The 12,607-nt window shown below is 59.9% G+C and carries 10 protein-coding genes and 1 pseudogene; 4 read left to right on the top strand and 7 right to left on the bottom strand.

Going from position 1 to position 12,607, the window contains the following annotated elements:
* The 3 genes from AC1D1Z_RS20435 to AC1D1Z_RS20425 all read left to right on the top strand — a co-directional run.
* A partial coding sequence (locus tag AC1D1Z_RS20435; protein ID WP_477851620.1) for an amidase occupies positions 1-1,476 on the top strand: 1,476 nt, incomplete at its 5' end.
* The gene (locus AC1D1Z_RS20430; protein ID WP_018517345.1) at positions 1,473-2,330 is read left to right on the top strand and encodes an ABC transporter permease; all 858 of its coding nucleotides are present in this window, start codon (positions 1,473-1,475) and stop codon (positions 2,328-2,330) included. The genes AC1D1Z_RS20435 and AC1D1Z_RS20430, both read left to right, overlap by 4 nt.
* The gene (locus tag AC1D1Z_RS20425; protein ID WP_018517346.1) at positions 2,320-3,108 is read left to right on the top strand and encodes an ABC transporter ATP-binding protein; all 789 of its coding nucleotides are present in this window, start codon (positions 2,320-2,322) and stop codon (positions 3,106-3,108) included. Before AC1D1Z_RS20430 ends, AC1D1Z_RS20425 begins: the two co-directional genes overlap by 11 nt.
* Before the next feature lie 124 nt (positions 3,109-3,232).
* Here AC1D1Z_RS20425 and serA read toward each other — a convergent pair whose 3' ends face one another.
* The gene (serA, locus tag AC1D1Z_RS20420; RefSeq protein ID WP_477851619.1) at positions 3,233-4,471 is read right to left on the bottom strand and encodes a phosphoglycerate dehydrogenase; all 1,239 of its coding nucleotides are present in this window, start codon (positions 4,469-4,471) and stop codon (positions 3,233-3,235) included.
* Between the two features lie 160 nt (positions 4,472-4,631).
* Between serA and AC1D1Z_RS20415 the strand changes: the two are divergent.
* Positions 4,632-4,739 (top strand): annotated as a pseudogene (locus tag AC1D1Z_RS20415) (fatty acid desaturase); the annotation flags it as partial.
* Positions 4,740-4,934: 195 nt separating this feature from the next.
* On the opposite strand, the gene AC1D1Z_RS20410 reads toward AC1D1Z_RS20415, so the two are convergent.
* From AC1D1Z_RS20410 to AC1D1Z_RS20385, 6 genes are all read right to left on the bottom strand, one after another.
* Positions 4,935-6,425: a DUF1254 domain-containing protein gene (locus tag AC1D1Z_RS20410; RefSeq protein WP_370091282.1), complete on the bottom strand. Its 1,491-nt coding sequence runs from the start codon at positions 6,423-6,425 to the stop codon at positions 4,935-4,937.
* A gap of 89 nt (positions 6,426-6,514) precedes the next feature.
* Positions 6,515-7,981: a DUF1254 domain-containing protein gene (locus AC1D1Z_RS20405; protein ID WP_018245527.1), complete on the bottom strand. Its 1,467-nt coding sequence runs from the start codon at positions 7,979-7,981 to the stop codon at positions 6,515-6,517.
* A gap of 559 nt (positions 7,982-8,540) precedes the next feature.
* Positions 8,541-9,545, bottom strand: a complete 1,005-nt coding sequence (locus tag AC1D1Z_RS20400; RefSeq protein ID WP_026188680.1) for a C-terminal binding protein — start codon at positions 9,543-9,545, stop codon at positions 8,541-8,543.
* A gap of 16 nt (positions 9,546-9,561) precedes the next feature.
* The gene (gene msuE, locus AC1D1Z_RS20395; protein ID WP_018245532.1) at positions 9,562-10,122 is read right to left on the bottom strand and encodes an FMN reductase; all 561 of its coding nucleotides are present in this window, start codon (positions 10,120-10,122) and stop codon (positions 9,562-9,564) included.
* 72 nt (positions 10,123-10,194) lie between these two features.
* Positions 10,195-11,376: an acyl-CoA dehydrogenase family protein gene (locus tag AC1D1Z_RS20390; RefSeq protein WP_477851618.1), complete on the bottom strand. Its 1,182-nt coding sequence runs from the start codon at positions 11,374-11,376 to the stop codon at positions 10,195-10,197.
* Positions 11,377-11,494: 118 nt separating this feature from the next.
* Positions 11,495-12,601, bottom strand: coding sequence for an LLM class flavin-dependent oxidoreductase (locus AC1D1Z_RS20385; protein ID WP_477851617.1), 1,107 nt, complete (start codon positions 12,599-12,601; stop codon positions 11,495-11,497).
* Between the last annotated feature and the right edge of the window lie 6 nt (positions 12,602-12,607).

Here is a 12,607-nt window from a genome sequence, read left to right as displayed (position 1 = left end):
CAGGAAAGCCTATACGCTCTCCTATCTTCCGGGTTCGAAGTGAACGCCATGTTTCGCGATCAGGCACAACCTGCATTCGCCGGGCTCGACCTACTATACGCTTCCGCTCTCACGCAGGCAGCGATGGTGCGTGAGGGAAGTATCTCGTCCGAGGCGCTCGTCGCGTTGGCCATCCAGCGCGCCAACGACACAGCGACGGATATCAACTGCATCGCGGTACCGCGCTATGAGCGCGCGCTGGAAGATGCCCGCCACATTGACGTCGAGATTGCCCGGAGGGCGGATCCCGGGCCGCTTTGCGGTGTGCCGGTGACCGTGAAGGATGGCATCGCCACAGTCGGCGACAGGCAGACCTTCGGATCGCTGTCGATGGTGGACGTCATTGCGGAGCGAGACGATGTCGTCTGGGCGCGACTGAAGGCGGCCGGCGCTGTTCTCATCGGCAAGACTGCGACGCCGGAATTCTATCACGAAGTCACGACGCATTCCTCCCTTCACGGCGTCACCCGCAATCCTTGGTCGCTGGAGCTTACGCCGGGGGGCTCGAGCGGTGGTGCCGCAGCGGCATTGGCGGCGGGCATCGGCTCTGTTGCCGTCGGGTCCGATGGCGGCGGATCGTTACGCTGCCCCGCGGCCTGCACGGGCACTCTGGCATTGAAGCCCACCGTTGGCCGTATCCCGCATGAGAGTTTCCCAGACACCTTTGGCAACTATTCGTCGATGGGGCCGATGGCGCACTGCGTCGAGGATCTCGTGGCGACGTACGCGATCATGTCCGGCCCGACAGATGCCGATGCTCTTTCATCGCTGGCGCGTGTCGCAGACGGCAGTCGCTGTAGCGGCAATCTCGAAGGGACCAGAATCGGATGGCTCGCAAAACCGGGCGGCTATCTTGTCGAGACGGAGATAAGCKACCGCTGCAGCGCCGCACTCGGCGTTCTGGAGCGGGCGGGCGCGAGCCTGCAACCGGATCTTGAGCCGGGGCTTCTCGATGGCGCACATGCCATCTATAGGGTCATCGGAGCTGTCGGCCATGCCGGACGCCTGCGCCAGCTTGGCGCATCGGCGCGGTCGATGTGGGGTGAGACCTTCAGAAACATCGCCGACCTCGGCATGTCCTTCAGTGCCGCGGATCTCGCGCAGGCTCAAGAGGCGCGTACAGCACTGTTCCGCCGTGTGCAGTATGCGTTCCGGCATGTGGACGTGATCGCCACGCCAAGCCTTACACGGTCACCCGGGCCGGCCGCCGCGCAGTGTCCAGTCCATGGCGAAGACTATGCTGCCTGGGCCGCAGCGCTCTATCCCTTCAATCTTACCGGACACCCGGCCATATCAGTGCCGTGCGGGTTCACTTCAGAAGGCCTTCCCGTCGGCATCCAGTTGGTGGCGCGCTGGCATGATGAGGAGCGTCTGTTCGATCTAGCGGCAGCAGTTCAAGCAGCCTCACTGGGTTGGACTGAAAGGCCGAGCCTGTGACGACATCTGAACATAAAGATGCTGTGGCGCCTGTGGCCGTCATCACTGCGGACGGGGTAACCGGTTCGCTCGGCCTGGTATTCGATCGGTTCGTACCCCTGATCGCCGGCGCGATCTTCCTCGTCGTCTGGGAAGTCTTCGTGCGCTGGCGCGGTATCCCGCCTTATGTTCTCCCGGCCCCGAGCGTCATCTTCCAATCGCTGTGGACGAATGCCGGTGGACTGATGCGCGCGCTTGGAAACACCGCACTGGTGACGTTGAGCGCATTCGTGCTCGCGACGATAAGCGGGATCGCCCTCGGCATTCTGATCTCGCTCTTCCGGACGGTGGAAAAGATCATCTGGCCGTACGCTGTGGCGCTCCAGGTAACGCCCATCATCGCGATCGCGCCGTTGGTGATCATTTGGGTCGGACTATCCAGGGTTTGGCTTGCGCTGCTGATCCTGTCCTGGCTGGTTGCCTTCTTCCCGATGCTCTCGGCCACCGTCGTCGGGATGAAATCCGTCGACCGCGGGCTGCAGAATGTTTTCACCCTTTATCGCGCCACGCGTTGGGAGCGGCTCTTGCGCCTGCAATTGCCGGCGGCATTGCCCTTCATTCTGTCCGGCGCCCGGGTCTCGTCGGGACTGTCGGTCATCGGCGCCGTGGTGGCGGAATTCGTAGCCGGCAGTGGCACCTCGACTGGCCTTGCGTGGACGATCGTCCAAAGCAGCACGATGCTCGACGTCCCCCGGATGTTTGCCGCGCTCTTTCTACTTGCGGGGTTCGGGGTTGTGCTCTGGCACGCTATGAGCCGGTTGTCCTCGATCCTGCTCGGTCATTGGCACGAAAGTGAGTTGAAAGATGGGGCTTGAAGAACGCACGCGAAATGGTGCTGTCATTGCTGCCCGGCTCGAGGGCCTGACCAAGCGCTATCCGAACGGCACGCTGGCGCTCGACCGAATGGACCTTACAGTCGGCAAGGGCGAGTTTGTCAGTCTTCTCGGACCTTCCGGCTGTGGCAAGTCGACGGCTCTTTATATTCTTGCGGGTCTGGCGAGTGCCACGGCAGGTCGCGTGGAATTGGCGGGCGACGGCCGACCGCCTGTCGGCGCTGGCTCGATCGGATTCGTGTTTCAGGAACCAAGCCTCATGCCTTGGGCGACGGTCTCCGAAAATGTCGCTTTGCCACTGACCTTACGGGGTTCCGCCGTGGATCTGGCATCCGAGGCTATTCGTTGTCTCACCATGGTCGGGCTTGAGACCTTCGCCGACGCGTACCCGCGCGAACTCTCGGGTGGTATGAAGATGCGCGTCTCGATCGCCCGTGCGCTGATTACCAGGCCGCAACTCCTCCTGCTGGACGAGCCATTCGGCGCACTCGACGAAATCAACCGGGCGCGATTGCACGACGATCTTCTGCGCATCTGGAGCGAGACTGGTTGCACGATTGTTATGGTAACCCACAGCACCACGGAGAGCGTCTATCTGTCCAACCGCGTTATCGTTATGGCCGCACGACCCGGCCGCATCATTGGTTCGGTCAATGTTTCCGAGCCTTATCCGCGGACAAAGGCATTCCGCCTCCGTCCCGGTTTCTCAGATCATGTAAGGCAGGTTTCGGCGCTGTTGGACGACGCGTCTTCGGAGTGAGCCACCGGTTCGACTCCTGTCAAGAGCGTGGTTGCGACAGGAATAGTCAAGGACAACCATTCGCCCATGGTCATGCTGCCTCCCGCCGGCACTTTAGACCCTGGAAAAGGCATTCCCACCGGCGTCAGTAAACCAATCGAGCCCGTATCGTTCCTTGAATCTGGCGGAGTGCATCAAGTATATCATTTGCAGTTTGGCCAACGCCTTCGACTTCAATAACCACGTAACCCGTATCGCCGTGCGTCTGCAGGAACTCGCCCACAATATTAAGTCCACGAGACGAAAAAACCGTATTCAGATTGTTGAGAATGCCAGGGCGATTTTCATGAACATGGATGAAACGCGTGCCGTTTGGACGTGGCGGCAGTTGAACCTGGGGAAAGTTGACAGCGCCTAGCGTCGAGCCGATGTCCGAATATTCGACAAGCTTCCTCGAGACTTCTCTTCCAATRCGTTCTTGGGCTTCTTCGGTCGACCCTCCAATATGCGGGGTCAGAATGACATTATCCAAACCTTGCAGCGGTGTTTCAAAACGCTCTTTGTTTGATGCCGGTTCCCTCGGGAAYACGTCCACAGCCGCGCCTGCGAGATGTCCTTCTTTCAAAACCTTCGCGAGCGCTTCAAGATCCACCACGGTTCCGCGGGCATTATTGATGAAAATGGCTCCCTTTTTCATCCTGCGCAGTTCAGCTTCAGWTATCATGTTTTGCGTCGAGCTGGTCTCTGGAACATGCATCGTCACAAAATCTGAGATTTCGAGGAGCTCGCCAAGCGTTGCCATCGATTCTGAATTGCCGTGGCGAAGCTTGTCCGAAGGATCAAAATAGCGAACGTTCATACCCATGCTTTCGGCAAGAACGCTTAGCTGCGAACCGATATTGCCATAGCCCACGATGCCCAGCGTTTTCCCGCGCACCTCACGACTACCTTCGGCGGTTTTGTCCCAYCCGCCGTCATGAGCGGAAGCCGAACGCGGGAAAATCCGCCTGGTCAGCATTATGATCTCGCCGATCACAAGCTCGGCGACCGAGCGCGTATTCGAATAAGGGGCGTTGAATACCGGGATCCCGCGTCGACGGGCCGCATCCAGGTCGACCTGATTTGTCCCCACAGAGAAACAACCGACGGCCATCAGCTTCTTGGCGGAGCTGAAAATCTCCTCAGTCAGCTGCGTGCGTGAACGAATTCCGACAATATGGGCCTCGGCTATATGACTTTTGAGATCTTTGTCATCCAGAGCCTTCGGCAAATGGGTCAGGTTGACGTAGCCGGATAAAGCGAAGTAGTCCMCCGCGCTCTGACTGATCCCTTCCATCAGAAGCACGGAAATTCGATCGCGAGGAAGAGAAAGTTGTTCGGTCATTGAATTGCCTCGGAGTCTCGAATTCTATCTGGCCGAAGTAGCTCGTCCGACACCAAGACGCACTGCTATGGCAGCATGACTTAGCGACCATCCGATGAGCAGCGCAATAACAAACTCAGCTCTGTCGGCAGGCATAAGGCTCCGTTGCCGCAATTCAGCATATGCCGACAGTCATGAAGAGCGAACGGCGGCTGTCAAAAAACAGCGGTTGCTATTTCTCTACAATAATCTGCACATCTTTCATCATCAAAGGCCAGCTCGTCTTTGGTCCGCAAGCCGCGAGTATGAGTTCTCCATCTGGAGAGCCGCCTTCAGCGTCTGCTACCGAGCACTTGCAATCGAAAGAAGGGTGGCAAACCGGGCCGTCTTCGATGATTATTCTCAAGCCAATTGATTGACGAGGTCATTGAGCAGCCGGCTTGAATGATCTCCTCCGGGCCTTAAGCCGCTCAGCGCAGCGGGGTCACTCCACCTTCTCGATGTCCCCTGGGACCCAGCTCTTGTCGATGGCCGCTTCGGTCGGGCCGTAGAGCCTGAGGATGGCGAAGTACCCCTTGCCCGGCACCGTCGCGAGCCAATTGCCGGCCTTGCCCTCGGGCGCTTTTGGCGCGAGGTAAAGCTCCGTGCTGCCATCAGCGTTCTGCGCCGGCCTGTCCTTTGAACCCAACGATGGGAAAGGCTGCCCATTGGCGAGACCCGAAGCATTCTCAGCCTCGTAGAGCGTCACCGACCAGAAGTTGGCGGCTGGAATGTTGGCGGGCAGGTTCAGGCGGTAGTTGCTACCGCCCGACAAGGGCACGCCTTCGCTATCGATGAAGCCTATCATGTACTTCGCGCCCTTGCCCGGGGTTTGGGACATCATCCCCGGGCTGATCGAGTAGTAGTCGGTGAACATCCAGATTCGGGCATCGAGGGCGAGATATGGATACGCTCCGGCGACATTCTCCCAGTCCGGATTCTTCGACCCACCCGGATTCGCGGGAGTCCCGTCGGAGAAAGGATTGAGCCAGCGGCGGTCTGGATAGACGAGCAACGAGAGACCACTTGCCTTGTCGGCAAAGCCAATGACACGGCTCATTTTGTAGCCGGTCTTCGCGGCACGATCGAGGATCTCGCGTGTGTGCGCATCAGGATTGAACGGCTGGCCCTTGACGATGCCGATGGCCGCCAGCATGCCGAGCCAATCGGGACCTGCAAGATTGTCACCCTCCCTGTCCACCAGCAGCTTGAGTTGATCGAAGGCGCTGCCGTCGCTGATCGGCAGCATGTTGACCGGGACGCCGGAGCCATCGGGGAATTCCATCGGCTTGGCGCCAGCCTCGCCGTTAAGCGGATAGATCTTTGTCTTCTCCAGGTGCGCGACAGCAGGTGTCAGATTCTTCGGGTCCTTGTAGAACCCGCGCAGGAAGATAAAGACGCTGTTGGTGCCTGACCGGTAAACGTAATAACCTTCCGGCACCGCTCCCGTGTAGCCGGGTGGCAACAGGAGGAACTTGCCCCCCTTGCCGCCATCCGGTCCAAACAGACCGACGTCACCAAAGAACTTGCCGCCATCCACCGGGATGGGGCGCTGCCAGTAATCCAGCAGGATGGCTTGCAACTCAGACGGCGCTTCCATCACCAGCGGACCATCCTTGCCCAGGTCAACGTAGCTCATGGCGTAGAGGACGTCGGAGTTGGGAGTAGTCACCAGGGTCTTGGCGTCGAGCCGCTTCTTCCAGATCGGCAGGACGTTGTAGCCGGCGCCGAATGTCTTTTCCGATCCGACCTGCATCCCGAGGGTGTTGATCAACGGCAGCGCCCAGAGATAGGTCTGCGTCGCCCGTTGGAAGAGCAGTTCGTCGCGCAAGGTCTGCGCTGTCTCTTTTGTGGGCCGGCCTTCCGCGAACGGGAGGTTGGCCAACTTATCGAAGGAGGTCTCCTGAGCGAAAGCCTGCGTAGCAAGGCCGTTCATTGCCAAACCGCCAACCAGCGCGGCGGCGATAAGGCTGAGGGTGCGAGTGGTTGTCATGTTCATGTTCCTTCCGCGCTTGATCGACTTATTCACTGCACCATCGCGATGGTCGGCGGCGTCCAAGTGCCGTCGAGGATAGGCTTGTCGGGCCAATAGGCGCGGATGTAGAGCGAGAACGAACCTTCGGGCGCGGGCAGCCAGTTGCTTTCCTTGTCCGCGCCCGGCGACTTGGCGCTGGCGTAAAGCGTCAGCGAGCCGTCCGCGTTGTATTTGATGGTCTTGTTCTTCGTGCCCAGCGAATAGCGCTTTAGTGGATTTGGGTTGAAGAAGTGGACATCGTTGTACAAGGTCAACGACCAAAATCCCTTGACCGGTGGCGTCTGACCCTTGGCAAAGGTGATCGTGTAAGCGTTCTGTCCGTTGAGTTGTGCACCCTGCTTGTCGTTGTCCGTGTAGATGTACTTGGTTTCCTCAGGCCGGTTGTCGTACATGTTCGACTTGGAGGTGCCCGTGCGATTGACGTAGTCGGTCCCCCACTCCGCGTTGTTCACCGGCGAATTCCAACCATTGCCGGCAGGGCGGCCGTTATTGGCCCACTTAAAGAACGGTGAGATCAGTTCTCCCTCGGCGGCGACAGCAGTTTCCACAAGCGTCTTCTTGATCGCAGGATCCTTGGCGGCCGCCTCCAGCACGCTACCGATCCAGTTGTAGAGGGCTTCCTCGCCCGGCATCGGCGGCACTTGTTTCATCACCTCAGGCAACTCGTCGAAGAAGGTTTCCGGGTTTACCCACTTGGTCTCACCYTTGCCGGTGGATTTCGGTGCCGGGAAATGCGGGAGCTTGCTCCAGTCCCTGATCTTCATCTTCCCGTCGAACTCCGACAACGGGTAGTAGACGACCTGGCTGAGCAACGGCTGGACAGCTTTTTGATCCTCGGCGCTGTCATCGATGAAGATGCGCGGAATGACAAAGGCAAGCGACGTGGAGGAGCGCACCACGGCCGTGATGCCGGCTGGCGTTTCGCCCTTCCAGTCTGGACCGACCATCAGATAGAAGCCGGGCTTGGTGCCGTATTGCTTGCCGATCTCGGAAAACTCGTCGGTGCGCGCGTCATAGTGCGCATAGACCCAGAAACGATCGCCAAAATCCGGTACCTGGAAGACGATGGGCTCTTTGTCCAGTGTCATCCAGCCAGCACCATACGCGACATCCTGGTTCGGGCAGGCGATGATCGTCTGGTCCGGGCTGATATACCCGGTCAGCATTGCGTTCCCGTTGAACGCGATCGGAACCACTCCGCCTATCAAGCCTGGTTCGGGCGCCTTGGAAAAAGCGATGGAGCGGTTGACCGAATTGACCAGTGGCCAGCCCCACAGGTAGGCCATCCGCCCCACAGTTTGCACGTAGGCCGTGGTTATGGCTGTGCCGCTCGCCGGACCGGGCACTTCGGCGGCTGTCGTGGGGATCTGGAGCTGCTGCGCGTGGGCCAAGTTTGGCGCCATCGAAAAGCTCAATGCGAGCGCGGAAGCGACGACGGATGATTTCATGCGGCTCATGATGGTCTCTCCCAGCGGGCTCGTGATGGTCTCTCCTAGCCCGTGATGGTAGACCCAACTGGACCCCTGGCGATATTGTCCTTTGGGGAATCGTGATCTTGACCCAGACGCCAGCCACGCCTGGAGGTTAGCGTTAGCCAGTTCCAGCGCAGTAAATGTCGTTACGAGGAAGGCTTGAGCTCGGGTGGGAGGCAGAAAATCTGACCAACGCCGATGACCGCTTTGCGCGTCATCTCAGGACGCCGAGGTGCGATGCCGGCAACGTCTCAGTTGGGTCACCGCGACGATGCGCACGTTCAACCTGGAGCCCGCTCATGAAGATTCGCAGCCCGAAGCTGACGGTCGGCTTGCGGCTGCAAATTGGTCATTCCTCTATGGCCGGGGCAATGTTAGCTGGAGGTGCATTTGAAATAAGGCGCCCTGTAAACTACAGGGTTGTCGGTTGGGATCCCTTCAAGGCGATCACCTTTCAGTCGGTAGACCTACACGTGATTTGCCTTCCGATCAGAGCGGGATAGCGAGCGCTCGACTTGATGTCTCGTTTCCGAATGACCGCCGCTCACGCCGTGATCTGATTTCGCAGTCGGCCCTCGTCGAGCAGAATCTTGACTGTCTGCGCTGCGTTGTGGCGCATCTCGATGGCTGCATGATCGGAGTAGAAGGCATTGTGCGGCGTTATCACCAGCCGCCCCTCAAGCCAGTCACTCCTATCGCGCCATGCTGTCAGCAGCGGATGATCGCGCGGCGGTTCCTGCGCCAGTGTGTCGATTGCCGCCGCCGCGAGATGGCCATTTCGCAGTGAGGCTTCGAGCGCATCGAGATCGTCGAGCAGTTCTCCCCGCGCGGTATTGACCAGGATGGCTCCGGGCTTCAGCCGGGAAAGTCCATCCGCGCCAAGAATACCGCGCGTCTCGTCGTTTGCCGGGCAATGCAGGGTGACGATATCCGCCTGGGCGAAGAGGTCATCTAACCGGTCGGTGCGTTCATAGCCGACCGCCTTCTCATGGCCGCGCGGCTGGCCGGGATCATAGCCCAGGATGCGGAAGCCGAAGGGCTTCAGCCGGTTGACCACAGCCGTCCCGATCCGTCCGACACCCATCACGCCCACCGTGGTCCGGTTCGAGCGGGCAAGTGGCTTGAGGCTATGGACCTGCCATCCTGTCGTATAGCCACGGGCGTGGGCATCATGCTCCCAGAGTCGCCGGTGCAGCGACAGCATCATCGCGAGCGCATGGTCGGCGACCTCCTCCGTGCCGTAATCGGGATTGTTGGCGAACGGGATGCCTGCATCAGCCAGAGCCGAAAGATCGATCTTCTCGTAGCCGACACCATAACGCACGACGGCCCTGCAGCGTGAAAGTTGGGCGATACTTTTCGGCCCGAGCCGTGCGCCCCAGACCATCAGGGCATCAAGCCGAGCCAAGCGCTCGGGGGAGAAAAGCGTTTCGTCAGTGGTGGCGAAGAAATCGATCTCGACATCGTCGCCGAGCACCTCGGCCTCGAGATCAGGGGTGCCGAACATGTGATCGGTGATGCCGACGACATATTTCTTTTGTGTTGTCATTTTGCCCGCCGACTAATTATTCCGCGGCAATTGCGTCTGCCGTCGAACGGGCCTTCACAAGGACGGAGGCCTCTGCCAGCGCCTGGTTTACCCGACCGAGAATAGCCGTTGACGGAATGCCATCAGTGAAATCGCGGCTCGAGGCATAGATTGCCGTCGGCAGCACAAAAGCCTCGAAAAAAGCAAATAGCGGGCGAAGTTGATGCTCGACAACGAGGGAGTGTCGATCGCCCCCGCCGGTTGCCGTCAGGATGACGGGTTTGCCGCGCAAGTCTGCCGGATCGAGTAGATCGAAGACGTGCTTGAACAGGCCCGTGTAGCTCCCCTTGTAGGTTGGCGAACCGATGACGAGCGCTTCTGCGTCGATGATTGTTTGGATCACCGCCCTTGCTGCCGGATCGAGGTCCGCGACCGATCTTGCGGCCGCCAGTGAGATACCGAGGTCTTCGACGTCGAAGACGGCGTGCTGCAGGCCGGCCTGCTTCGCCAGCGATACCGTGACACTCTCCACGAAGCGCCTGGTGCTGGACGGGCGGGAGAGATTGCCCGAAAAGCCGACGATCAGATCGTTGCTCATCTAAATTCCTTTCGCGAGTTCGCCTCGATCATGCGAGGGAGGAGGGAGGCCATCGGACGAGGCGCTCTGTTGCTATGCTGTTTTGAGGACCGTCAGCCCAGCCGGATAGCTCGAGCGGACACTTTCCTCTCTATTCCATCGCTCAAAGGCAGCGCGGCCCAATATCGAAATAGAAGTATCTTCCTGCGGCGCGTGGACGAGCACGGATTGGATATCCCTGAAATGTCGTTCAAGTCYCAGGTCGGCACTAAGACCCGGATTGCCGATGCCACGTACCGCGATCTGCACGGCTTCGCGCAGTTGCCGGCCTGCGATCAGCCTAGCCCTTATCATCTTTTCCGCGTCGCCATGGTTGGCTTCGAGCGCGCCGAAAATGATCTGCCGGGCGCCGGAGACAAGCAGGTCGATCTCACCTGAGAGCGTCACGAACCGCTCCGTGCGGGCGATGGGATGGCCCAGATTGGCGGGCACGCGCTCATGGGCGAAGCGGATGAAGGCAGCCTGGGCAGCCTCAGCCGCGCCGAGATAGATCGCGGTCAGCGCCAGCGTGATCGCCGCATGGGCGCGATTGTCCTGCTGAGCCACCGACGGATCAACGAGTTCCAACACGTTTTCCGTTGGGATCTCGACGTCGGTATATTCGACGTCGTGCGAACCTGTGGCGCGCATGCCCAGGCTGTTCCAGTTCTCGATCACGTGGATGCCGGGCAATCCATTCGGCACGACGAACGTTCCGACGCGCGCGGGCGTTTCGTCGGTATGCGCCCAGACAAGGAAATGCGTCAGACCGTATGCGCCGGTCACGAAGCGCTTGCGACCGGTGATCGACCAGCCGCTTGCCGTGCGGCGGGCGACAGTCGCGGGCAGGCCGCCGCGGGCCGGAGACCCCAGTTCCGGCTCGACGCGTGCGGCGTTGAGCAATAGCGGTCTCTGCTTAGCCTCTGCCAGCAGGCGCCGGTACAGATCATCAGGCCAATGGTTCTTTGCGGCTTGGCCGAGATGATTGAAGATCGTCATGGCGCTGATCAGCGCTACCGAGGGATCACCCCGCCCCAACGCCGCCAGAATGTGGGCCGCATCAGCGAGCGTCGCGCCTTGACCGCCATAGCGGGTCGCAACGGTGCTCTCTAGGAGACCGCTCTGATGAACGGCCCGGATACCGATCCAGGGAAATTGACCGGTTCGATCCGCATCCGGTGCGGCGTCCGCGATAACGCGCACGGTTTCATCTGGAACGATTGTATCATGGGACATGCGGGTCGACGCTTTCTGGCTGTTAAGGCAGTCCTATCCCTAGGCAAAGGACGAGCAGATCCGGCTGCGTTGAGAAAAAGGGGACGTGCAGTCCGGCGYTCGGGCCAGACTGCACGCATCACGCAGCACTCTTCTTCTTGTTCGCCTCTTCCCGTTCGCGAATGCCTTCACGCACGAGCGGCAGGATGTAGCGGCCGTAGTCGACCGCATCATTGTAATTGTCATAGCCGCGGATCGAGATCAGATCGCAGCCGAGATCGATGTAGTCGAGGATGGAATCTGCAATGGTGCGCGGCGAACCGACAAGCGCAGTGGTGGCGCCGCCAGCATTGGTCGCGGTCACCGTCGGATACCATAGAGCGCGGTCATGGACATCGCCGCGTGCTGCGATGTCCAGAAGCCGCTGCGAGCCGACATTGGCCGGGCGTGCAGCATTGAGCGGCGCAYGGGCCAAGCCTTTCTGGCGGTTTTCGTTCAGCTGGTCGAGAACTCTATGCGCCTTTTCCCATGCCAACTCGTCAGTTTCCGCCACGATCGGCCGGAAGGTAACCCATATGCGAGGGCGATCCGTCCGGCCTGCCCTTGCCGCTTCCGCGTAGATCCGTTCGATCTGCTGCTTTGTTTCTGCAAGCGGCTCGCCCCAGAGCCCGAAAATGTCGCCCAGCGAACCCCCGATGCGATACGCGGCATCCGACGAACCACCGACCGAAATCGGGATCACGCCACTGGTTGGGCGCACCGCGCTGCGGAATTGCTTGAACTGGTAGTATTTCCCATCGAAGTCGAAGGGTTCCTTGGACGTCCAGGCCAGACGAAGGATCCGGATATATTCTTCCTGGCGCTCGTAGCGCTCCTCTTTGTTGAGGAAGTCGCCTTCGCGGGCCTGCTCTTCGTCGCTGCCGCCTGCAATGAAGTGAACGACAACACGCCCGCCGCTCAATTGATCGAGGGTTGCAAGCGATTTGGCTGCGACCGTCGGATAGACGGTGTTCGGGCGCAAGGCGACGATGATCTTGATGTGCTTCGTGTGTGCCAGGACCGTGGCGCCGAGCGTGAAGGGATCGAAGGAGGCGGAGGAGTAGGGGATCAGCGTGTAGTTGAAACCATAGTCATCGAGGGCGCGTGCGTACCGCTCCAGGAAACGAGGATCCACAGGCGCGTCGGGAATGGGGTTGAGGTCGTTCGACGCGTTGGGAAAGCTTACGCTAATGAATTCCGCGGACATGTGAGC

The organism is Rhizobium sp. P1_E1 (assembly GCF_056406015.1).
This window is presented reverse-complemented; position numbering and strand designations above follow the sequence as displayed.

Excerpts from the sequence above, each read along its gene's own strand:
- AC1D1Z_RS20410 (WP_370091282.1), bottom strand. The coding sequence starts at position 6,425 with ATGAACGGCCTTGCTACGCAGGCTTTCGCTCAGGAGACCTCCTTCGAT.
- AC1D1Z_RS20400 (WP_026188680.1), bottom strand. The coding sequence starts at position 9,545 with ATGACAACACAAAAGAAATATGTCGTCGGCATCACCGATCACATGTTC.
- AC1D1Z_RS20425 (WP_018517346.1), top strand. The coding sequence starts at position 2,320 with ATGGGGCTTGAAGAACGCACGCGAAATGGTGCTGTCATTGCTGCCCGG.
- msuE (WP_018245532.1), bottom strand. The coding sequence starts at position 10,122 with ATGAGCAACGATCTGATCGTCGGCTTTTCGGGCAATCTCTCCCGCCCG.